Source organism: Pontibacter sp. GD13, from assembly GCF_058216355.1.
Genome location: NZ_JBYZMQ010000001.1, coordinates 837,449 through 859,002, shown reverse-complemented (window position 1 = coordinate 859,002; position 21,554 = coordinate 837,449). Strand labels below are relative to the sequence as shown.

The following is a 21,554-nucleotide window of genomic DNA, read 5'->3' as shown; positions in this document are numbered from 1 at the left end:
TCTGTTCTGTCATGGCTGTTGCATTTTGAAAGTGTCCAAACTTTAAAACGTACACAGCCCATTGGCAGAACAGATTTTTTGTTTTACAACGTGTGAAGTATCACGCAACTTGAGTTAATTAGTGCTGCTGATAATGTGCCGCTATGGTATATTAACCTATGTTTATATTTAGGAATCAGAGGTTTATATCTAAAGCATGATGTGTTATACTGCACTTTTCCTATCTTTGCGGTTGCGTAAAAGTGTCCAATTCAATTTAGCGACCACATAAGTTTTTCTTATAGCCGGCATTTAGTGTTAGCGCCTGAAAAAAGCCATTGTTTGCCATAATGCATTCTGCGGTTTATAGCCTTGGGCTACTTGTTTGATTAATTTTGGATTAAAGTTTTTACCTTAGATGTTACCAGCATTCAGTATTAAAGAATCATTCTACCCCATGCCTTATCTCACCAGTTTACACTCCAGGGTTTGCCTGTTGCTTGTATTTCTTTGCCTGCTGGCTATGCCTGTTTCGGCGCAAAGTACCCGCACGCACTTACGAACCGCCACCAAATACTTTAATAAGGAAAACTACAGGGAGGCGATCCCTTATTTTGAAAAGGTGCTGGCCAGGGACCCGAAAAATAAAAAGGCCCTGTACAAAGCCGGTATCAGCTACATGGCTTTTGATAAGGAGAAGTCCATTGATTACCTGGATCGGGTAATGGAGCTGCACCCGAAAATAGACCGTGAACTCAACTTCTGGCTTGGCCGTGTGTACCATATCAACTACCGCTTCGATGAGGCAATTAATTATTTTAATACGTACAAGCAGTTGCTCTCCAAAAGAGAAGAGGACAGAAAAAGTCAGGTTGATAACCTGATTGAGCATGCACAGAATGCCAAGAAGGAAATTGCCAGTCCGAAGGATGTGTTTGTTAAAAACCTGGGTGGCACCATTAACACCGCTTACTCTGAGCATAGCCCGGTCATCTCTTCTGATTACAACTACCTTTTGTTTACCTCGCGCGGCGAGAAAGCGACTGGCGGAAAAGAAGCTGCCGACGGCGAGTTTTACGAGGATATTTTTGAGACCCATCGGATTGCCGGCGATGAGTGGGAGCCTACAGCGGTAGTGCGGGGAGCCCTGAACAGCTCAGGCCATGATGCCTCTATTCAACTGTTTGAGAACGATACTAAAATGCTCCTGTATCGGGATGATAAAAAGAACAACCGCGATATTATGGTGGCAGAGCGCCAGCCAGACGGCAGCTGGGGAGCGCCTAAAAGTATAGGCGATAAGGTGAACACCCACGATTTTGAATCGGATGCTTACATTACCCCAGACGGGAAAACGCTTTTTTTCTCCACCAATCATTATTCTAAGAAAGGAGACCTCGATATATATGTGTCGCATCGCGAGGAAAATGGCAGTTGGGGCACCCCCGAAAGCATCGGGAACGTTATTAACACGCTTTTTGACGATGACAGTCCCTTTTTGGCAAAGGACGGTACGCTTTTTTTCTCTTCCAGAGGGCATAACACGATGGGCGGCTATGACATATTCTCGGCAAAGTATGATTCGGTTTCACAAGAGTGGAGCACCCCGGTTAATTTAGGCACGCCGATCAACACCCCCGACGATGACACCTACTATAGGATAAGCCCGGATGGGAGCTACGCCTACTTGTCCTCGTATCGCATTGGAGGTTATGGGGAAAAAGATATTTACACGATCAATTACATCCGGGAGGTTGACGTGAAGGGACAAATTTTCGCGCAGGCAGACAGTGCCCTCCTTCCCAACGTGGAGTTGGTGTTTAGGTCGACGCAGGCCGATAGAACGCCTTTGGTTTACATGGATGAGTCGAGTGCTGATTCTGCCGCTTATAGCGTAAACGTGCTTTCAGGGCGCGTGTATGAGGTGGAGGTCATGCAGAATGGGCAATTGCTGGCCACCCTGGAGCTGGAAGTGCCGATGGTGCTGAATGACACCACCGTGCTGCGGCATAATTTTTACCTGCCCCTGGAAAACGACCTGATAGCTGCTGCAGAACCTGCGCCAAATGCTCCAGAGCCAGCGGATGTTTTAAGTGCGGCAGGGTTGGAACTGGAGAACCTGTACTTTAAAACCGACTCGTATGCGCTTCGGCCAGAGTCTATGGAGAAGCTGGATATAGTGGCCCGCATTCTAAAGGAGCGGCCAGAGATGAAGATCATCCTGGAAGGACACACCGATTCCCGTGCCAGCAGCGACTATAACCTGTCGCTGAGTAGAAACAGGACAAGCGCCGCCTACAAGTACCTGTTAAAGCAGGGTATTGCGGCCGAACGGATGAGCAAAGCAGGCTATGGCAAAGACAAGCCTGCCGTACCGAACACTACTATAGATAACCGAAAGCTCAACCGGAGGGTAGAAATAAAAGTTATCTTCCCCGACGACGCACAAGAGCAGCTTACATCTGATAAGCCGAACCAGGCCGGCGAAGCCAGGAATTAGCGGAAAGGTTGAGGGCCTGGGTTGAGGACATAGAAAGCTGGCCGAATGTATACATCCGGCCAGCTTTTTTATATTTCGGAACATAATCTGCGGATTATAGTTTTATGAACAGTATTTTTGCCCGGATAATAACATTCAGATAACCCATGGCGGTAGTACCCTACAAAGACCAGAACGGAGATAAAAAGTCGCAGGTGGCCACTATGTTTAACAACATAGCGGGCAAGTATGATTTCCTGAACCACTTTCTGAGTGCTGGCATCGATATCGTGTGGCGGAAGAAAGCCGTTAACCTGCTGGCTCCCGAGAACCCGAAATACGTGCTCGATATTGCCACGGGTACGGCTGATTTCGCTATCGAGACCCTGCGCCTGAACCCCGATAAAATTGTGGGAGTAGACATCTCGGAGGGCATGTTAGCCGTAGGACGTGAGAAGTTGTCGAAAAAAGGACTTACAGATAAAATTGAACTTCTGTATGGCGACTCGGAAGATCTCCCTTTTGAAGACAATACCTTCGATGCCATTACGGTGGCCTTTGGCGTGCGTAACTTTGAGAACCTCAAAAAAGGGTTAGCCGAGATGAACCGTGTGCTGAAGCCCGGCGGCATGGCCGTTGTGTTGGAGTTCTCCAAACCGCGGAGCTTCCCGATGAAGCAGCTGTATCAATTTTATTTCAAGAATATACTACCAGTGGTAGGTAAACTCGTTTCAAAAGACAATGCCGCTTATACGTATCTGCCAGAATCGGTGCAGGCCTTTCCGGACGGGGAGGAATTTATAAGCATTTTTAAGGAAGTTGGATTTAAAACCACTAAATGGTATTCGCTCACATTCGGAATCAGCTCTATCTATACAGGCAAAAAATAATTTTCCTGGGGGTAACCCTCCTGTCATTCTTTGGAACTACAGCGGAGGCGCAAAAGAAGATATCGGGCCTAAATAAACCGGGCTACGATGATAAAACCGTGCATTACGGGTTTTACCTGGCCATGCCCCTAACCAAGTATAACATAGAGCACTCACAGGATTATGCCGACCAGGTTGCCGCAGATCCAGGTGGCGCGATGGCGGTGAATGCCAAGGTATCGCCGGGCTTTTACACAGGCCTGGTACTGGATGTGCGCATTTTCGAGTACCTCAATGCGCGTTTTGTGCCAGGTGTAGGCTTTTATGGGCGCACCACCGAGTTTGCCAACGCGCCCCAGTCCACGGGCGAAAGGCAGGACGTGCTTAAAACGATCAGTTCGACAGTAATTGAGATGCCGGTTTTGTTAAAGTATAAAGCCAAGCGCCGCAACAACAACGTGCGCATGTACATGGTGGGCGGCATAAAGCCCGGCATTGATCTCGGGAACGCCAAAAGCGGGGATGATAATGAGAACGAGTTAGTGGTAAACACCTTTGACCTGGCCCTGGAGTATGGCTTTGGCGTGGATATATTTTACCCGTTCTTTAAGTTTGCCCCTGAGATCCGTTTCTCCCACGGCCTGCTCAATCAGCATGTGTCAAACCCAAGCGTTTACAACAACAGTATCCAAAAGCTGACCAATCATAATATTTCATTTATACTTCATTTTGAGTAAAAAATGGCCAGAATAGCGTTTGTAACAGGTGCCACCTCCGGCATAGGCCGGGCTACGGCAATTGAGCTAGCCAGCAAAGGGTTCCATATAATAGCCACAGGGCGCCGCCTCGAGCGCCTGGAAGAAGTGAAACAGCTCATTACCGATGTACCCGTTTACACCCTGGCCTTTGATGTGCGTGACAAAGCTGCCGTGCAGCAGGCCATCAGCTCCCTGCCCGCGGAGTGGCAGCAGGTAGAGGTGCTGGTAAACAACGCGGGCAACGCCCATGGCCTGGCGTCTTTTCAGAACGGAGACGTGGGTGATTGGGATGCCATGATCGACATTAATGTAAAAGGACTGCTTTACGTTAGCCATGCCGTGCTGCCGCTCATGCTCAGGCAGGGCAAAGGGCATATTGTTAACATCGGGTCTATTGCCGGCAAGGAGGTATACCCGAACGGTAATGTGTATTGTGCTTCCAAGCATGCCGTGGATGCCATCTCGAAGGCCATGCGAATTGATCTGGTGCAGGAAGGCATCAAAGTTTCGGAGGTAAACCCCGGCCTTGTGGAGACAGAGTTCTCGGAAGTGCGCTTTAAGGGTGACTCAGACCGGGCCGCATCCGTTTATGCCGGCTACAAGGCACTGCAGGCACAGGATATTGCCGAGCTGATCAGCTTTATAGTTACAAGGCCTGCACACGTAAACCTGGCAGAAGTGCTGGTGCTTCCTGCGGCGCAGGCATCTTCCACGCTTGTTGTAAAAGCATAAACAGTCATGCCCAGGGTATGTACTGGGTGTGGCTGCTTAGTCAAGGTAGTAGCGCAACAGCCACCCCTCAGCGTCAAAGTCCTGCGCGGCAATGTCGTTCTTTATCTTGACAGACACCTGCTTGCCAACATCATACGTGTTGGTGTACTGTGTGTCTTCAATGTAAATTTTGCCGCCAAGTTTGCCCTTCCCGGATTTCAGCGTGTACGTATCGGCCCCGGCTCCGCCCCAAATGCGGATTTTAATGTTAGAGGGCGTGTCTCCTTCTATTTCAAAACGATCGTTCCCGTTTAGCCCATACAGCTTTAGCACAGCTGTGTTGTCGGCAGTTACGGTTCGTGTATACATCAGTTCCTTTACTTTTCCCTCCTTACCCTGTTTGTACACCTTTACCTGAACTTTATCAGGTGTAAGCACTCGTATGGCGAATAATTCATGTTTATCCGTGCCCACCAAGGTTACTTCTTTGGCCAAAACGTTAAAGTAACGGCGCGAGATATCGGGTAAATGATCGCGTCTGTTCTTTAGTTTAGCAAGCGTTTCAGCACCGGTTAACTTGTATACAGGGTCAGGCATAGCGCTAAGGGCCTCCTTAAGTACTTGGTCCGTAAGCTCGGACTTCACGCTGTCGGTTACCTCTTTCCAATCCTGCCACTCCAGTTCCGCTAAAATAAGGTCATCCAGGTTGCGTCCGCTCAGGTTTAGCTTTTCAACGTTGGTGAGGTCTTTTCGGAATGTCTGAAAATGGGGCTTAAAGCCCAGGTGTTGCAAAGTCCAGGGTATGATGCCGTCGTCAAATTTATAATAAACATTGTCACGGTCGCGGGGTACGGCGCGGTATAGATGATCTTTGTTAGCATCCTCTGCCTCGGCCCAGCGCCAGTTATCTTCGTGCCGGCTCCAATCACCAACCAGCATGTCCAGGAGGCGTGCCCGAAGATAAAAACGGGCATCAAAGTGGTTGTCATTGTCCATAAGCCGTTCTGTAAGGGCAGTGCGGGTGCTCTTCACACTTGTGGCATAGCCAATGGAAGGGTTGTCGGATTGGTCACCGTCCGGACGTCTTTCCAGCAGGGCCAGGGTGCCGCCAATGCTGTCGCGGAAAACGCCCAGGCGCGGATCGTGGGGCACATATACCAGTTCGGGGTTAACATGGTAAATGTGGATAGCCTTCGCCATGCGCGGAATCGTCAGGGCGCCATAAGGGTTAGAGGCCGTAGTGGCGTCCCGTACAATGTATGCGAGGTAACTCCGCTGCAGTTTTTCGGAGAACACGCTGGCGGGCTCTTTATCCAACGACCTGACGACATACTCAATTCCCTCGGGATTCTCCATCCGCAGGCTTATCGTTTGCCGGCTTCCACCCATTTGTTTAGGGGTTAACCCTCCTTTAGCCGAGCCAATATCCAGTACCCGTGCCTGCACGGGTGCCTTCCATACATCGCGGTAGTGTTTGCCATACAAAATTTCGTGGAGCCAGTTGCTGCTGTAGTGCTCTCCTGCAGGCAGTACAATGGTGCTATCGGCGTAATTGGGGGGAGTGCTGGTTATAGGCGTGGCGTGGGGCACCTGCCGGACGGTGTGGCTAAAGCGGTTGCTACAACTGTTTGTCACCAGAAAGCAAAGTAACACCAGGCATGAGCTATATAATTTGTTCTTTTTCATAGGTATTTCATCCATTCAGGCTTTTAAGCCGCTTATTGTATGCATCAGCGCAATAGTCCATATGCTGTATTTCAAAATCCTTCCCGGTCAAACGCGTGTACGCGTACATCATTGGTTCTTTTGTCTTTGGTGGTTGGGCCAGCCTCTAACTTGGTGCCTCCCTTGGTATCGTAAACCCATGTCTTGTTACCCCCGCCACGCACATCCGAGGTATCCGTTATTTCATCCTCCCCGCGCCCGCCAACAATTTTTACCTTTATCCCTTTACGTACTTTTCCGCTTACCTCAAATTCGTCATCCTCTGCCAAACCGTACAGCGTGATCAGTTCGGTTTCGGAGCGGAAGAACACGCGGTGGTAAGTTACTTTATCATCGGATTTGCGCCTAACCGTTACCTCTGTCTCCTGATCGTTCAGTCGCCTTACGGTAAATTTGTCTTCCTTGTCGGTTCCCACCACGATGACTTCCTTTGCCAGGATCTCATAAAACCGGTTGGCTGCTTCATCCAACTTATCCCTTCTGGACATCAGCTTTTGGCGGGTACGCTCGCCCTCTAACTGATACACCGTATCCGGGAAACGATGTACAGCCTCCCGTATCACACTGTCTGTAATGGCCCGTTGCAATTCAATGGCAATCGAATCGAAATCTTGCCGGCTTAGTGCCGATAAGGCCCTTTTGTCGATGAACTCAGAATTAATGGCCAGCGCCTTCACGTCTTTAAAATCTTCTGTAAAAGACTGAAACTTGCGGATGCCCCATTTACGGCTGAAAAGCCAAGGCACGATGCCATCCTGAAAGCGAAAGAAGACGTTATCGCGGTCTTTGGGGATGGGGCGGTACATTTTTTCACCATTCCGTTTGTATACTGCCCACTCCCATTGTCCCTCGTGCCTGTCCCAGTCGTGCACTAGCAGGTCGAAGAGGCGGGCTTTGGCAAAGGCGCGCTGGTCAATAAAATGATCGTCGTCGCTGTAGCGGCTATTCAGCATTTTACCGGAACTCACGATGCCTTGGGCTTTGCCCAGGGAGGGGGGGGGCGGGGCCGTCGTCGTCAAATTTTTCCTCGATCATGAAAAGCCGGTCACTGAACCTTTGCATGTGTGGCCCGAAGTCATCATCGTGTGGGCGCACGTACACCAGCCTGGGGCTGGAATGGGGAATGTCTGCAGCGGCCGCCATGGGTGGCAGAACAAAGGCACCATAGGGGTTGATGGCAGAAGTCTGGTCGCGCAGAATGTTCAGCACAAACGTATCGCGCCAGATTTTCGGTAATACCTTTTCCGGGTCTTTGTCAATGGAGCGAAGTGCATAGAGGTAGCCATCCCGGTCTTTCAACGTCATGCTGGTTGTCTGAAAACCTCCTCCCAGCTTCACAAAGCTGAGTCCGCCAAGGGTAGAGTCCATGTCAAAAACGGGCACCTTTACGGGCGCGTTCCATATCGGTCGGTAGTGTTGCCCCCAAATGACGCGGTGAAGGGGGCCTCGCTTGTAGTGTTTTCCGGCCTTAACAGTCACACTGTCCACAGCCGCGGGCTGCTCCTGCAATGTTTGGTACACGACAGTGTCAACCACGGGTGTTTTGGCAAAGAAGTTTTTGCGGACGCATCCGGAGGTTAGGGCAAAGAGCGCAACAAGTGTAATGTGCCGTAGGCGAGTGTTCATAAAATGGGTTGTGCCGTTTTAGTCAGCTCTATCTAACGTAAAAATTGTAGAATGTTTTCAGGTGAACGGACCCAAACATTTAGGAAAGGGCCGGTTTGGCTTAGTAGGGGAAAAAGGAACTGTGAGCAGGCAGCACAGCCAACTACGCAAAAGCCTGTGGCAGTTACTGTTTTAGCAGCTGCCACAGGCTTTCGCATGGAATAAAATTCAAAATTACTGCTGCACCTTTCTTGCGATTACACGCGGGTGCTTCTCAGGTTTTACGCTGCGGTTGCGGTAATGCCATATCCAAAAGCCAGAAATGGCTAGTATACCCGGCATCAAACCAAAGAAGCAGTACAAAAACTGCACGAACACACCAGCGTAATCACCGAAGTGCAGGGGATGCAGCACTGTCAGCAAGCGATCCGGCCAGGGTTTGTCGCGCAGGAAGTCGGCAGTCTCGATAGCCCCTGTCTGATAGTTTGCCTGCACGCTGCTGTACAACCTGCCATAATAAGCCGGGTCGCTGCGGAGGTGGCCCAGAAACTGCAGCTTGCCTTCCTGGTTTTTTGGAAACCGGATGCACACGATCTCAAAGGCAGGATAGGTAGTTTGCACCTGCTGCAAGGCCGCATCCACAGATATTGCAGTAGGCGGAGCGTTGCTTAGCCCACTGCCACCTTTCAAAGCGCTGCTCACCACTGAAACCGCCAGGGTGATGCCGGTAACACTCATCAGCAGGTTAAACGCCAGGGCCCACACCCCTACTATCCGGTGCAAGCCGGAGAAAAAGCTTTTGCGGGTTTTAGTAGAGATTTTTTGCTTAAATGTCAGTACTTTAATGATAGACCTGCGGTAAAGTATAAAACCAGTTACAGTAAGCAGCAGCAGTGCCACTCCCACAAACAGCACCACGATTCTGCCAGGGGTGCCCGACAAAAGATTATAGTGCAGGTTTAGCAGGAAATAGGTAAACCGGTTGTGAGCCTGGGCAACAGTGGTTTTTTCTAAGCCGGTTGCAGGGTGCACAAACACCCACTTGCGCTTCTGGCCCTGCCGGAGTTCGTAATGTAACGCTTGCCGGGTCGTGGCAGGCAAAGCAGGTATCCGAATCTCCCAGCCGGGGTGCTGCTCTCTCACCCAGCCGTAAGACTTGTCTATCCGCAGCTGATGCACCGGCCTGTCCAGGGTAGACGCTGTAGCAAACACAGCACTGTCTATTTCATCATCGAACACAAGTATGGCGCCTGAGAAGCTGATAACCAGGATAAAGACCCCAGCTATCAGCCCGCACCAATGGTGTACAGAAAAGTAGCGTTTTACAGGCTTTTTCAACTTATTACCACTTAAAAGACGCGCCTAGCTGGAAACGTGCCCCGTTTGCTCTTGTAAAATTATCATCGCGGCCATACCAGTAAGCTTGGGGCAGGTAATACGCTCTGTCCAGCAGGTTCTCTACACCCATTTGCAGGCTTAGCTTGTCGGATACCAGGTAAGAGCCGGCCAGGTTAAAGATGCTGAAAGACTGCACCGGCCCTTCGCCCGCATTATAGCCTCCTTTGGAGTTACGGTCAAATTTATCCCTCTCTCCGGAATAGATCCATTGCAGGTTCAGGTGCAGCTTTGTTACGGGTTTGAAGTTAACGTAGGCTGTGGATTTGAAAGGAGGGATGCGTGTGCCATTCAGGAAGCGGTCTTCAGTGTCGCTGAATTTATCATTGGCGTTTAGGTCTATCTTGCCTTCTGTATAGGCGGCGTTCGCCCCCACAGTAAGTTTCTCTGATACAAAGAAGTCTGCTACTGCTTCAAAACCTTGTACATGCTCCGGAGCACGCTCAATGGAGTATACGCCTGCTTCATTTGCTTTTAGGTTGGCTCCCAGCTCTGAGGTGCTGATAAAGTAGGCGCCACTGAAGGAGAGTTTACCCACCTGGCTATGGAAACCCGCCTCGTAGTTGTTCACGATCACAGGGTCTAGGTTCATCTGTGAGAGGTAGTTTTCTTTTGCGCCACGCACATAGCGGCCCACATCTATCATGGAAAAGCCCTGCGAGAAGCTTACAAAAGGTTTGAAGGCTTTGATGGCAGTGTAGCGCAAACCGGCATTGTAAGTGTGAGCGCCGAACTTAAGCGTGCCACCCTGTACGTAGTTGCCTCCTGCTCCACTCGCCAGTACTAATTGCTGAAAATCATCTACCCGGATGTTCACATTATCATAGCGATACCCGGCTTTTAAAATGAAATCGTTGAACAGGTTAAGCTGAAGCTGCGCGTATGGGGCCAGGTTTTTCAGGTCCATCTCCGGCACCCAGGTACGCCCGTCCACTAAGGGCTGCGAGGTAACATCATTCATGTAGTCCACGCCATAGGTAATGCTGGGCTGCAGGTAGCTGCTAAGCACAAGGGGAGTATAAAAGTTTACCCTCACACCTTTCTTGTTTGAAAGTATGGTTGATTGACCGCCGTTCTCAAAGTATGGCGTCCAGCCGTAGACAGTGGAGAAGCGCTGCAGGTAAGCACTTAGGTCTAAATCCGTGTGCAGGAACACACTTTTACCCGTGTAGCGGATCTGTGCGTTGTGGTTGTAGCGCGTACCCTCATCTTCGCCTTTCGTCTCGCCTTTCACGCCTGTGCTTGGCGCCTCGGCATATTTGCCTGTCTGAAGTACATAGTCAGAATGCTGGCGGCTGCCGAAGAAGTTATACATGGCTTCGAGGCGATGTTGCGGCGTGATGTTATAGCCTGCTTTTGCGAAGCCATTGTACATCCTCGTTTCTCCGAGGCCGTAAACCGGGCTAATTACCTTGCCTTCGCCATCTTTATACACGCCTGTTTTCTCGAAAGTGCCACTGGCTACATAATCTAACTTATTTACTGTGCCCGAAAACTGCTGTGAGATGCGCCCTCCTAAAGTCTTATCGCTGTGAAACGGCATTCCGGAGCCGGTTACCGAGGTATAAGCACTGAAAGGGGTAGTGGCAAGTGGCTTTTTGGTGATATAGTTAATCAGGCCACCGTCAGCGCCATTGCCATACACTGCTGTGGCTCCTTTTACGATCTCCACGCGTTCTATAGCCGCCGGATCTATAGTACGTACATCACGACTGCCGTTGCGAAGGGGAGTGGACTGCGGGATGCCGTCCACCATAACCAACACGTTTCGACCGCGGAGCGTCTGGCCCACATTGCTGGTGGTGTTGCTGTTTAGTGCCAGGCCGGGCACTGTGTAGGCAAGTATGTTCGCTAAGTTGGGGCTTATCTGCGACTGCAGCTCCAGTGCACGGGAGTCAAGCAGGTAAACAGAGGCAGGCGTCTCGTGCAAAGACTCCAGTTTGCGGCTCGCGGATACTATTACTTCCCCGAGCGCTTGATTTGTTGTAGCAACCTCAAAGTCGAGTGTCAGGTTTTGGGCTGCACCCAGGCTAACAGGTTTCTGCACTGTGCCATACCCTATACTGCCAACCCGAAGTGTATATCTGCCCGGTTGGATGTTTTCGAGTATGTATCGGCCATTTTTATCGGTATAAGTGCCAAGGGTAGTGCCCTCTAGGGCAACGGTGACCATTTCGGCAGGCTGATCCAGTTCGTTTTTAACGGTGCCCTGAACTGAGGCCGGTTGATCTTGCGCCTGTGTGAGCGTTGCCGTTATCAGTAAAACGAATAGGAGTATCAATTTTCTCATTAGAGTGTATATTTTTATTTAGACTAATTCTATGAAGGCAAAAGTATAGCCCAAGCCCGATGTATGCAAGCTTTATTTATACTAATTCTAAATAGCGTGGCTGCAAGAGTAACATTAAGTGTGCCCTTTCGCATTCAAGTCGTGTATATGTGCTGTGGTTGTGTAGTTTATAACCTGTTAAGGAATCGTACCGTTTAAATAACATCTTTATAAAATTATAAAAATAAAACTATGAACGACGATTTACACAACGAAGAAAGTTACACGAGAACGTATGTTGATACCATGCCCCCTGTTGGTTTCAGTGCGCTGAAGCGAATATCCTGGGGCGCCGTTTTTGCAGGCCTGGTGGTAGCGCTGGTGTTTCAGTTAACCCTAAGCCTGCTGGGGCTGGGAATAGGTATAGGTTCCATCGATCCTGTGGAGGAGCAGAACCCGATGGCTGGCCTTGGCACAGGTACTTTGATCTGGTGGGTGATCAGCATGCTGCTCTCCCTTTTTGCCGGGGGCTGGGTGGCAGGTCGTCTGGCGGGCATGCCCACCGGGTTCGACAGCATCCTGCATGGCATCCTGACCTGGAGCCTTTTCACGCTGGTATCTTTTTATCTGCTGACCAGTGCAGTAGGCAGTGTGATCAGTGGTGTGGGCAACGTGGTTGGCCGCACGCTATCACTTGCCGGCCAAGGCATCTCTGCTGTAGCCCCGCAGGCAGCGGAGGCCATACAAGCCAGGATGGAGGAGAGCGGAATCAATTTTGAGTCTGTGAAGCAGGAGGCGCGCCAGATCCTGCAACAAACAGGCAAGCCTGAGTTGCAGCCCGAGAATATAGAACAGCAGGCCCGCCAGACAGGCAATGAGGTACAGGGGCGTGCCGGTGAGGCGGCCGCAAACCCACAGGCAGCCGGCTCTACCTTCGATCAGGTGATGAACATCCTCTACAGCAGGGGTGCTGACATTGCCAGTGAGGCAGACCGGGAAGCAGCTGTGAATGTGGTGATGGAGCGCACCGGTAAGAGCAGGGCAGAGGCCAACCAGGTGGTAGACAGCTGGATCGCCACCTACGAGCAAGCCAAGACACAGTACAAGGAAACCAGGGCCCAGGTAGGGCAGCGCGCCCAGCAAATTAGTGGCAATGTGGCCTCAGCCGTTTCAAAAGCAGCTATCTATGCGTTTTTCGGGTTGCTGCTAGGGGCTATCGCAGCGGCCGTAGGAGGCAGGCTGGGCGAACCCAAAGACCTGGTAGCCACCGGCGAAGAAGCGGTGAGAAAAGTATAAAGCAATTAAAGCCTAAACAAGGTTAGCTGAAACAGTCGGCCTTGTTTTAATCTTTTCCTTCATACTTCCTTTCGGATGTTCCGCAACAAAAAAGCCTGTCATTTGAAAATGACAGGCTTTTTTGTTTTTATAGTTGCCGAAGCTTACGAATCCGCTCTTGACATGCGGTTACGCTCGTTCTCGTCAAGGTATATCTTACGCATGCGAATGCTCTTAGGCGTAACTTCTAGAAGCTCATCTTTCTGGATGTATTCCATGGCTTCTTCTAAAGAGAAGTTTTTGGCAGGCGCGATCTTCACGTTGTTATCAGAACCGGAAGCACGCATGTTGGTCAGCTTCTTGCCTTTCTGGATGTTAACCGTGATATCGTTCTGGCGGCTGTGCTCACCAATTACCTGGCCCATGTATACGTCAACTCCCGGGTCAACGAAAAACCCGCCGCGGTCCTGCAGCTTATCGATAGAGTACGCTGTGCCTGGGCCTGTTTCCATCGAAATGATAGATCCGTTGATACGGCCCGGGATATTGCCCTTGTATGCCTCGTAACGACTGAAGCGGTGGTTCATAATCGCCTCACCAGCCGTAGCGGTCAAAATGTTGTTACGCAAACCGATCAGGCCGCGCGCCGGAATATTAAACTCCAGGTGCTGCAGGTCGCCTTTCGGCTCCATGATCGTCAGTTCGCCTTTGCGCTGCGTAACCAGTTCAATTACCTTACCAGCAGTTTCTTCCGGAACGTCCACTACCATGTGCTCAATTGGCTCCTGGCGTACACCGTCAATCTCCTTGTAAATTACCTGTGGCTGTCCTACCTGCAACTCATACCCCTCGCGGCGCATGGTTTCAATCAGTACAGACAAGTGCAGGATACCGCGTCCAAACACCAGGAAGGTATCCTCCCGATCTGTTTCCTGCACGCGCAAGGCCAGGTTCTTCTCCGTTTCTTTAAAAAGACGATCGCGCAGGTGGCGTGATGTCACGAACTTACCCTCTTTACCGAAGAAAGGAGAGTTGTTGATCGTGAACAGCATGTTCATGGTTGGCTCATCGATAGAGATACGCTTTAACGGCTCCGGGTTATTCACGTCAGCAATCGTGTCGCCAATGTCAAAACCCTCGATTCCTGTTACAGCACAAATCTCACCTGCACTCACTTCCTGCACGCTCTTACGTCCGAGGCCTTCGAAAACCTGGATTTCAGCTATTTTACCCTTCTTGATGCTGCCATCGGCTTTGCACAAGCTGATCGGCATACCTTCTTTCAGGGTTCCGCGGTGCACACGGCCAATCGCGATACGTCCCACAAAGGAAGAGTAGTCGAGGGAAGTGATCTGCATCTGCGGCGTTCCCTCTAAATAAGGGGCAGGAGGAATTACGTCTATGATAGCATCCAGCAGTGGCGTGATGTTATCGGTAGGCTTTGTCCAGTCGGTGCTCATCCAGCCCTGCTTGGAAGAGCCATAAAGTGTCACGAAGTCAAGCTGATCTTCAGTGGCGTCCAGGTTAAACATAAGGTCGAAAACCTGCTCGTGCACCTCATCGGGACGGCAGTTCTCTTTGTCCACTTTGTTCACAACAACAATAGGCTTCAGGCCAAGCTGAATGGCTTTACCCAGCACAAAGCGTGTCTGCGGCATGGCGCCTTCAAAGGCATCCACCAAAAGGAGAACACCGTCGGCCATCTTCAGCACACGCTCCACCTCTCCACCGAAGTCGGCGTGACCAGGGGTGTCAATGATGTTGATCTTAACGTCTTTGTAACGAACAGACACGTTCTTTGAAACGATCGTGATGCCACGCTCGCGCTCCAGGTCGTTGTTGTCCAGAATCAGGTCGTCGAACTGCTGGTGCTCCGCGAATAGCTTGGAAGCATGGATGATCTTGTCCACGAGCGTTGTCTTGCCGTGGTCTACGTGTGCGATGATCGCGATATTTCGAATATTTTGCATTGAATTAGTTTTTCGAGCCGCAAAGGTACAAAAAAGCCTTTATATTTTTTAGTATTCTGCTTAAAATAAACAGGTTAGGGGGTTTTATTTGTCCGGCGGCCAGATAATGTAGCTTATGGGGCAAACATTATCCTGTTAGGGTTTGTTTCCTAAGCAGTTATATTTTTTTTGGCTATGAAAGCCAAGCACCCGTTTTGTTCGTATTTAAAAGCATGAAAGCATTATATTTTATTGCACTCGCAGGAGTGATGAACCTGGCTGCCTGTGCGCAACAGGAAAAAACAACTGAAATGGCCTACACTACCGCCACCGCCGGCGATGCGCCCTTACCGGACTATGTTGTAAAGGCCCTCAACAGCGAATCGTTGGCTGATACCGTGGTACACACCGAGCAGGAGTGGCGCAAGCTGCTCACAGAGGAGCAGTATTATGTGCTCCGCGAGGAAGGTACCGAACGTCCTTTCGACAATGCGTTTAACGGCAACAAAAAGGAAGGCATCTATTACTGTGCCGCCTGCCACAACCCTATGTTTTTGTCCGCTACAAAGTTTGAGTCCGGCACCGGCTGGCCAAGTTTTTACGCGCCTATCTCCAAAGAGCGTGTAAAGGAAGTAGACGACAGGGCCATGGGCATGCTGCGAACGGAAGTAGAATGCGCACGCTGCGGCTCACACATCGGGCACGTGTTTCCCGACGGGCCGGAGCCGACCGGCTTGCGCTACTGTCTGAACTCAGCCGCCTTATCGTTTGAGCAAAAGTAGCAGGGCGAATTTTAATGGCCTGTTTTATACCTTTGCTGCTGCCGGCCCGAATTTAATGGGTCGGCAGCAGCTTTTTTATTAATTTTTTATAACATGAATGACCGGATTAAAGCCTTACAAGAGGCCCTGCAGGGCCATCGGCAGCGCTTACTGAAGCATAATGTGTATCAAAGCCTGGAAACCATCGACGACCTGCGGCTCTTTATGCAGCACCATGTTTTTGCCGTTTGGGATTTTATGAGCCTGCTCAAAGGCCTGCAACGCGACCTCACCTGCGTTACCCTGCCATGGGTGCCCCAGGGTAGCCCCTCTACACGCCGGCTAATTAACGAAATAGTGCTGGAAGAGGAGACGGATGTCGACCAGGAGGGGCACCCCATCAGCCACTTTGAACTTTACCTGCGGGCAATGGATACCTGCGGCGCTGATCAAACACAGATCAACCACCTGCTGCAAAGTATACAGGAAGGCAAAAGCGTAGACGGCGCCCTGGACCTGGCACAGGTGGATGCATCGGTGAAGTACTTTGTGCGCAATACTTTCAGCATCATCCACTCAGGCAAAACGCATGCTTTGGCGGCAGCCTTCACCTTTGGCCGCGAAGACCTGATACCGGATATGTTCCGCCACCTGATTGCCGACCTGAGCAAGCGTTTCCCGGGCAAGCTCGACACCTTTATATATTACCTGGACCGCCACGTGCAGCTGGACGAGGAAGTGCACACCCCACTGGCCCTGCAAATGGTTAGTGAGCTGTGCGGCGACGATGAGGACAAATGGCAGGAAGCACTGGAGGTGTCTAAATTATGCATTGAGCAGCGCATAGCACTTTGGGACGGCATCCGCAGTCAGCTGGCTTTCGAGGTATAAGGGCCCTTCCGCGTTCCTTAAACCCACTATTGTAACTTACAATTAACAATCTGCTGTAGCCTGCCGTACTTTAAGCTCACACTAAAGATTAGAACCATGACAGAACTACACTCCGAAGCCGATAATATAGAGAATGCCGCCCAATGCATTATGGATGCCTTTAAAGAGTTTGAGGTGCAGGAAGGGGACGTGTTGTCTTATCAGCAGCTGTATCCTTTTCTGCAGGAGCGCTACCCGCTATACAAGGATGTTCAAAAAGAGGCGGAGCACCACCTGGCCAAGGAGGGGTACGTGAACCCGGCACCGGAAGGCCTGATGCTGACGCCGGTGGGGCAGGAACATGTTTGGGGGAAAGAATAAACGGCCTTACGTTAAGGTTTCAGGCTGCAATCCGGGCCATGTCGCCTCGCTTCCGTATACAAGGTAAGAAGGCACTGCCCTGGTGCAGGCACCTTATTAAACCCCAAAGAAGCATGAAAGCATACAAAGCATACATCGTTGCCCTGGGGGTGCTTGCCGTTACAGGCTGTACCTCGCTATCAGAAGGGCAAAGTAATTTGCCTCCTGGCCCGGCCGTTGACCAGCGGGTACGCTACCGGGGCAACGCGCAGGCTGGCTTACGCGAACGGATGGACCAGGAAGCCAGTGAGATTAACCGGAAGCGTAACATTGAGCAGTTTGACAGCAACAAGGCAGCCATGACGCCGCCCACCTTGCGGCCACAACAACTGCCCTACGCCCCCGTCGATTCCACGCGGCACAATATTTACTGGCCCATCCGACCTGTTATCCGGCCTATCCGGGTAAAGCAGTAACCAACCAAAAGCGCCAGGCACTGAAAACAGACCTGGCGCTTTTGGTTATACCCGAGCTTATTTTTTCTTCTTTCCAACCTCCTCGGCTTCTTCATCCCCCAGGTGCAGTTCATCGGGCTCCAGGTCTACATACACCTCATTTTCTTTCGGGGTCATCTCCGATTCCTTTTCTGATTCTCTTGGGGCGGGGTTTTTCCGGATTTTTTCCTTCGCATCGCTTTCGCCCAGGCTGTCTCCCTCGAGTTTAGTGGTTCGGAAGTTATCTTTTTGCTTCATCTCAAAGTATAGTTTAGGTGATGGTTTGTTTACGGAAAAAATGAAAAGAAGGAAGGGCCGGTGCTGTATTTTGCCACTTTCGGCGTAGAGGGCCATGCAATCCGTACGCTATTTGTATATTTGCTTTTTAAATACAAGACATGACAAACTTACCCAAACGCTATACTGTAACAGCCGCCCTGCCCTATGCCAACGGACCGGTACATATCGGGCATTTGGCGGGGGTATACCTGCCCGCCGATATCTATGTGCGCTACCTGCGCCTGCAGGGCCGCGACGTGAAATTTATCTGTGGCTCCGACGAGCACGGCGTGCCAATCACCATACGTGCTAAAAAGGAGGGCATCACGCCCCAGCAGGCAGTTGATAAATACCATGAGCTGATCAAAAAATCGTTCGCCGATTTCGACGTTTCCTTTGATGTGTATGACCGTACTTCCTCTGCCATCCACCACGAAACAGCCTCTGATTTCTTTAAAAAGCTGTATAAGGATGATAAGTTCATAGAGCAGACCTCGCAGCAATACTACGACGAGGAGGCGCAGCAATTCCTGGCCGACCGCTACATTGTGGGCACCTGCCCGAAATGTGGCCACGAAGGAGCCTACGGCGACCAGTGTGAGAACTGCGGCGCCTCCCTGAATGCTACTGACCTGATCAACCCGAAGAGCACCCTGAGTGGCGCCGTGCCGGTGATGCGCGAAACCAGGCACTGGTACCTGCCCCTGAACGAGTATGAACCCTGGCTGCGCGAGTGGATCGTGGAGGGCCATAAAAACGACTGGAAACCTAACGTATACGGCCAGTGCAAGAGCTGGATAGACCAGGGACTGCAACCGCGCGCCGTTACCCGCGACCTGGACTGGGGTGTGCCTGTGCCCGTGGAGGGAGCCGACGGCAAGGTGCTGTACGTGTGGTTCGATGCGCCTATCGGCTACATATCCGCCACTAAAGCCCTGACACCCGATTGGGAGAAATACTGGAAAGACAAAGATACCAAGCTGGTGCATTTCATTGGCAAGGATAACATTGTGTTCCATTGTATCATCTTCCCGAGCATGCTCAAAGCGCACGGCGACTTTATACTTCCGGATAATGTGCCCGCCAACGAGTTCCTTAATTTAGAAGGCGATAAGATCTCCACTTCGCGTAACTGGGCCGTGTGGCTGCACGAGTACCTGCAGGACTTTAACGGCAAGAGCGATGTGCTTCGCTATGTGCTTTGCGCAAACGCCCCCGAGTCCAAAGACAACGACTTTACCTGGAAAGATTACCAGGCCCGCAACAACAATGAGCTGCTGGCCATACTTGGTAACTTCATCAACCGCGCTGTGGTGCTTACCCAAAAGTACTACGAAGGAGCCGTGCCAGCCCCTAACGCACTCACCGACTTTGATAAGGAGGTGCTGGGCGTGCTGGAGGGAATGCCCATGGTAATTGCAACCTACATCGAGCGTTACCGCTTCAGAGATGCTTTGAGCGAACTGATGAACCTGGCGCGCCTGGGCAACAAATACCTGGCCGATACGGAGCCCTGGAAACTGATCAAGACAGATACGGAGCGGGTGAAGACCATCATGCACATTGCCCTGCAGATATCCGGTAGCCTGGCCATTCTTATGGAGCCTTTCCTGCCTGCCTCTGCCCGGAAGCTGCGCGAGATGCTGCAGATGAACCCTGGTATGTGGGCCGATGCAGGAGCAGCTGACCTGCTGGCCGCTGGCCATGTGATTGGAAAGCCCGAACTGCTTTTCGAGCGCGTGGAGGATGCCGCCGTGGAGGCACAGGTGCAAAAACTACTGAACACCAAGCAGGCCAATGTGCTGGCCAACGCCGTAGCAGCGCCAGCCAAAGACGATATCACGTTCGAGGAGTTCTCTAAAATGGACATCCGGGTGGGTACCATTCTGGAGGCTGAGAAAGTGGCCAAAACAAAAAAACTGCTGAAGCTTAAAATTGACACGGGCCTTGACCAGCGCACCGTGGTCAGCGGTATCGCGGAGTACTTCGATCCTGTTGATATCATCGGACAGCAAGTGAGCATACTGGTTAACCTGGCCCCGCGCGATATCAAGGGCATCACCAGTCAGGGCATGATCCTGATGGCTGAAGATGCGGACGGAACGCTGACATTTGTGCAGCCCGGCAAACAGATCGTAAACGGCGGCGGAGTAAGCTAGGGCACCTTTAGCCGGAAACCAGCAAAGCCTCACCCACCAGAAAAGGAAGGTGAGGCTTTGCTATTTTATAAGTACTAGCAGCAGTCCTTTCGGCTCGGGCTCAAGATTACCCCTTTGCTGAAGTTTTGTCTCTAAAGAGTATGGCTTACGGCAAGTCCTTACACAGGATTGAAAAACAGCCAGGCAATGATGTAGCTCACCAGCACAACGCCAAGCCCGATGGCGAAAACCGTGTAGGAAAGCTTGAGTAAGCGGTATTTTCGGGAGAGTACCTGCCCGTGTAGATAAATGTTGTCCGCCATGCTGTTATACAGCAGGTTATGGTCGCGCATAATATTCCGGATGCCTTCTCTATAGCTATCCGAGTTAAGTTGAACAAAATCTCCGAAGAATAAAAAATCTAGCTTATTCGCTGATATGGCCGTGTTCCTGATATTGGGACGCGTGGAGAGAATGGCGCAAATTACAGTGATCAGGCATACGGTGGTCAGCAGGATGGAAGGGAGCAGCAGATGCGGCACGTTTTTAAAATTATTAAAGAACGAAGAGATCATGATGGATGCGATAATGGCGTTGACCGAAATCATCATGTTGGCCTTATTGTCTGCTATCACGCTTAGTTGCAGGTGGCTTGCCATGGTTGTCCTGAACATGGTCTCAATGCCCTTGCTTACCTTTTGCTCTTTTTCTTTTCTTAAACTCCTTTTTAAACTTTTGTTTTCCTCCCACATAGCCTCCAGTTCGGCGTTCTCCTTACTTAGCTCCTTCCTTCGTTTCTTCAGTTGTTTCAGGTTGCGCTCTTTCCCGCTTGAAAAGGCCCGCTTGGCGTATTTAGTAAAGAAATAGTGAGCCTTCAGTAGCGCAATGTGCTTGTCAATCCAGGCATATTGTTCCACCATTGTATTCGGGTTGCCAGCGCTTGTCTCGGCCTTCGTTACATACACATCCGAAGCCAGGAAACTGGCAACGGAATCGCAGAGTGCTTCTTCCAGTAAATCCTGTGGCTGCTGGGGGTACTGGGTGGAAGCCATCCGCTGCTGCATTTTTAGGATCTCAGCTTGGTTAAGCCCGCAACTTGCTAAAAACTCTGTGATAAGTAAGGTTTTGTGTGTTTCTAAAAGCTCGTTCGGTGCATTACAATAAAGGCCATGGAGCCAGGCTGCCAGCAAGAGTGTTCTGGTATCTGCGTCGTTGAAGTCGCAGAATTTACTGATGGCTTGTGCTACCCTAACAACATCTTTTGTTTGCTGCAGCTCGATGGCTGCCGCTTTGCCTGCTTCGCTCACAGACAGCTGATGCTCTACGAAGGCATCCACTTTCTCCAGAACTTCATCATCCATCATAGTTTAAGGCTTGTGTGTTTGGCTATGGGCGTATTACTCTAAAGAGAAAAATTTAAAGTATATTTTTATATACTCTCAGTGTTCATATAGGTTATTATCTGGTAATCAATATATTACATACAAAAATATGCTCATCTGCCTTTTTTGAAAGACCACGCACCAGGGTAACAATCTCTGAAAGCACGCACCGAATTAAAAAGATCTTACCGGCCAATAACTGGCGCTATTCATTTTGAAGCCATTATCGTAAATAATAAACACACAGGAAAAATAT

At 50.6% G+C, this 21,554-nt stretch carries 18 protein-coding genes; 10 read left to right on the top strand and 8 right to left on the bottom strand.

Annotation, left to right across the window (positions count from 1 at the left end; all coding sequences use genetic code 11):
- Window positions 1-436: 436 nt before the first annotated feature.
- The 4 genes from AC4BAN_RS03540 (at window position 437) to AC4BAN_RS03525 (ending at window position 4,817) form a co-directional block, all read left to right on the top strand.
- Entirely contained in the window at window positions 437-2,479 is a 2,043-nt protein-coding gene (locus AC4BAN_RS03540) for an OmpA family protein (RefSeq protein WP_490562978.1), read from the top strand.
- 146 nt (window positions 2,480-2,625) lie between these two features.
- Window positions 2,626-3,348: a bifunctional demethylmenaquinone methyltransferase/2-methoxy-6-polyprenyl-1,4-benzoquinol methylase UbiE gene (ubiE, locus tag AC4BAN_RS03535; RefSeq protein WP_490562977.1), complete on the top strand. Its 723-nt coding sequence runs from the start codon at window positions 2,626-2,628 to the stop codon at window positions 3,346-3,348.
- The gene (gene porT / locus AC4BAN_RS03530; protein ID WP_490562976.1) at window positions 3,297-4,064 is read left to right on the top strand and encodes a type IX secretion/gliding motility protein PorT/SprT; all 768 of its coding nucleotides are present in this window, start codon (window positions 3,297-3,299) and stop codon (window positions 4,062-4,064) included. The genes ubiE and porT overlap by 52 nt, the downstream gene beginning before the upstream one ends.
- Before the next feature lie 3 nt (window positions 4,065-4,067).
- Window positions 4,068-4,817, top strand: coding sequence for an SDR family NAD(P)-dependent oxidoreductase (locus AC4BAN_RS03525; RefSeq protein WP_490562975.1), 750 nt, complete (start codon window positions 4,068-4,070; stop codon window positions 4,815-4,817).
- A 36-nt stretch (window positions 4,818-4,853) separates the two neighbouring features.
- Here AC4BAN_RS03525 and AC4BAN_RS03520 read toward each other — a convergent pair whose 3' ends face one another.
- The 5 genes from AC4BAN_RS03520 to AC4BAN_RS03500 all read right to left on the bottom strand — a co-directional run bounded on the left by AC4BAN_RS03520 (window position 4,854) and on the right by AC4BAN_RS03500 (window position 11,811).
- Window positions 4,854-6,482: a hypothetical protein gene (locus AC4BAN_RS03520; protein ID WP_490562974.1), complete on the bottom strand. Its 1,629-nt coding sequence runs from the start codon at window positions 6,480-6,482 to the stop codon at window positions 4,854-4,856.
- Between the two features lie 71 nt (window positions 6,483-6,553).
- Complete coding sequence (locus tag AC4BAN_RS03515) at window positions 6,554-7,540, bottom strand: hypothetical protein (protein WP_490562973.1); 987 nt, start codon at window positions 7,538-7,540, stop codon at window positions 6,554-6,556.
- A complete protein-coding gene (locus AC4BAN_RS03510; RefSeq protein WP_490562972.1) occupies window positions 7,476-8,147 on the bottom strand; it encodes a hypothetical protein in 672 nt (223 codons plus the stop codon). Before AC4BAN_RS03510 ends, AC4BAN_RS03515 begins: the two co-directional genes overlap by 65 nt.
- Before the next feature lie 213 nt (window positions 8,148-8,360).
- A complete protein-coding gene (locus AC4BAN_RS03505; RefSeq protein WP_490562971.1) occupies window positions 8,361-9,464 on the bottom strand; it encodes a PepSY-associated TM helix domain-containing protein in 1,104 nt (367 codons plus the stop codon).
- 4 nt (window positions 9,465-9,468) lie between these two features.
- Complete coding sequence (locus tag AC4BAN_RS03500; protein WP_490562970.1) at window positions 9,469-11,811, bottom strand: TonB-dependent receptor; 2,343 nt, start codon at window positions 11,809-11,811, stop codon at window positions 9,469-9,471.
- Window positions 11,812-12,042: 231 nt separating this feature from the next.
- Between AC4BAN_RS03500 and AC4BAN_RS03495 the strand changes: the two genes are divergently transcribed.
- Window positions 12,043-13,086, top strand: a complete 1,044-nt coding sequence (locus AC4BAN_RS03495; protein ID WP_490562969.1) for a hypothetical protein — start codon at window positions 12,043-12,045, stop codon at window positions 13,084-13,086.
- 143 nt (window positions 13,087-13,229) lie between these two features.
- On the opposite strand, the gene typA is transcribed toward AC4BAN_RS03495, so the two are convergent.
- Window positions 13,230-15,035, bottom strand: coding sequence for a translational GTPase TypA (gene typA / locus AC4BAN_RS03490; RefSeq protein WP_490562968.1), 1,806 nt, complete (start codon window positions 15,033-15,035; stop codon window positions 13,230-13,232).
- A 212-nt stretch (window positions 15,036-15,247) separates the two neighbouring features.
- Here typA and msrB point away from each other — a divergent pair, with 212 nt between their 5' ends.
- The 4 genes from msrB (at window position 15,248) to AC4BAN_RS03470 (ending at window position 17,481) form a co-directional block, all read left to right on the top strand.
- On the top strand, window positions 15,248-15,796 hold the full coding sequence (msrB, locus tag AC4BAN_RS03485; protein ID WP_490562967.1) for a peptide-methionine (R)-S-oxide reductase MsrB: 549 nt from the start codon (window positions 15,248-15,250) through the stop codon (window positions 15,794-15,796).
- A 93-nt stretch (window positions 15,797-15,889) separates the two neighbouring features.
- Window positions 15,890-16,666: a DUF3050 domain-containing protein gene (locus tag AC4BAN_RS03480; RefSeq protein ID WP_490562966.1), complete on the top strand. Its 777-nt coding sequence runs from the start codon at window positions 15,890-15,892 to the stop codon at window positions 16,664-16,666.
- Between the two features lie 96 nt (window positions 16,667-16,762).
- A complete protein-coding gene (locus AC4BAN_RS03475) occupies window positions 16,763-17,026 on the top strand; it encodes a hypothetical protein (protein ID WP_490562965.1) in 264 nt (87 codons plus the stop codon).
- Between the two features lie 113 nt (window positions 17,027-17,139).
- On the top strand, window positions 17,140-17,481 hold the full coding sequence (locus tag AC4BAN_RS03470) for a hypothetical protein (RefSeq protein ID WP_490562964.1): 342 nt from the start codon (window positions 17,140-17,142) through the stop codon (window positions 17,479-17,481).
- Between the two features lie 57 nt (window positions 17,482-17,538).
- Here the strand turns inward: AC4BAN_RS03470 and AC4BAN_RS03465 are convergent, their stop codons facing one another.
- Window positions 17,539-17,757 (bottom strand): hypothetical protein, encoded by a 219-nt coding sequence (locus AC4BAN_RS03465; RefSeq protein ID WP_490562963.1) that lies wholly within the window; start codon window positions 17,755-17,757, stop codon window positions 17,539-17,541.
- Window positions 17,758-17,897: 140 nt separating this feature from the next.
- Here AC4BAN_RS03465 and metG point away from each other — a divergent pair, with 140 nt between their 5' ends.
- The gene (metG, locus tag AC4BAN_RS03460; protein WP_490562962.1) at window positions 17,898-19,937 is read left to right on the top strand and encodes a methionine--tRNA ligase; all 2,040 of its coding nucleotides are present in this window, start codon (window positions 17,898-17,900) and stop codon (window positions 19,935-19,937) included.
- Window positions 19,938-20,095: 158 nt separating this feature from the next.
- Here the strand turns inward: metG and AC4BAN_RS03455 are convergent, their stop codons facing one another.
- Entirely contained in the window at window positions 20,096-21,280 is a 1,185-nt protein-coding gene (locus tag AC4BAN_RS03455) for a Pycsar system effector family protein (protein WP_490562961.1), read from the bottom strand.
- Window positions 21,281-21,554: the final 274 nt, after the last annotated feature.

Bases quoted from the DNA above. Each gene is read 5' to 3' on its own strand.
- AC4BAN_RS03540 (WP_490562978.1), top strand. From the start codon at position 437: ATGCCTTATCTCACCAGTTTACACTCCAGGGTTTGCCTGTTGCTTGTA.
- ubiE (WP_490562977.1), top strand. From the start codon at position 2,626: ATGGCGGTAGTACCCTACAAAGACCAGAACGGAGATAAAAAGTCGCAG.
- porT (WP_490562976.1), top strand. From the start codon at position 3,297: ATGGTATTCGCTCACATTCGGAATCAGCTCTATCTATACAGGCAAAAA.
- AC4BAN_RS03525 (WP_490562975.1), top strand. From the start codon at position 4,068: ATGGCCAGAATAGCGTTTGTAACAGGTGCCACCTCCGGCATAGGCCGG.
- AC4BAN_RS03520 (WP_490562974.1), bottom strand. From the start codon at position 6,482: ATGAAAAAGAACAAATTATATAGCTCATGCCTGGTGTTACTTTGCTTT.
- AC4BAN_RS03510 (WP_490562972.1), bottom strand. From the start codon at position 8,147: ATGAACACTCGCCTACGGCACATTACACTTGTTGCGCTCTTTGCCCTA.
- AC4BAN_RS03500 (WP_490562970.1), bottom strand. From the start codon at position 11,811: ATGAGAAAATTGATACTCCTATTCGTTTTACTGATAACGGCAACGCTC.
- AC4BAN_RS03495 (WP_490562969.1), top strand. From the start codon at position 12,043: ATGAACGACGATTTACACAACGAAGAAAGTTACACGAGAACGTATGTT.
- typA (WP_490562968.1), bottom strand. From the start codon at position 15,035: ATGCAAAATATTCGAAATATCGCGATCATCGCACACGTAGACCACGGC.
- msrB (WP_490562967.1), top strand. From the start codon at position 15,248: ATGAAAGCATTATATTTTATTGCACTCGCAGGAGTGATGAACCTGGCT.
- AC4BAN_RS03480 (WP_490562966.1), top strand. From the start codon at position 15,890: ATGAATGACCGGATTAAAGCCTTACAAGAGGCCCTGCAGGGCCATCGG.
- AC4BAN_RS03475 (WP_490562965.1), top strand. From the start codon at position 16,763: ATGACAGAACTACACTCCGAAGCCGATAATATAGAGAATGCCGCCCAA.
- AC4BAN_RS03470 (WP_490562964.1), top strand. From the start codon at position 17,140: ATGAAAGCATACAAAGCATACATCGTTGCCCTGGGGGTGCTTGCCGTT.
- AC4BAN_RS03465 (WP_490562963.1), bottom strand. From the start codon at position 17,757: ATGAAGCAAAAAGATAACTTCCGAACCACTAAACTCGAGGGAGACAGC.
- metG (WP_490562962.1), top strand. From the start codon at position 17,898: ATGACAAACTTACCCAAACGCTATACTGTAACAGCCGCCCTGCCCTAT.
- AC4BAN_RS03455 (WP_490562961.1), bottom strand. From the start codon at position 21,280: ATGATGGATGATGAAGTTCTGGAGAAAGTGGATGCCTTCGTAGAGCAT.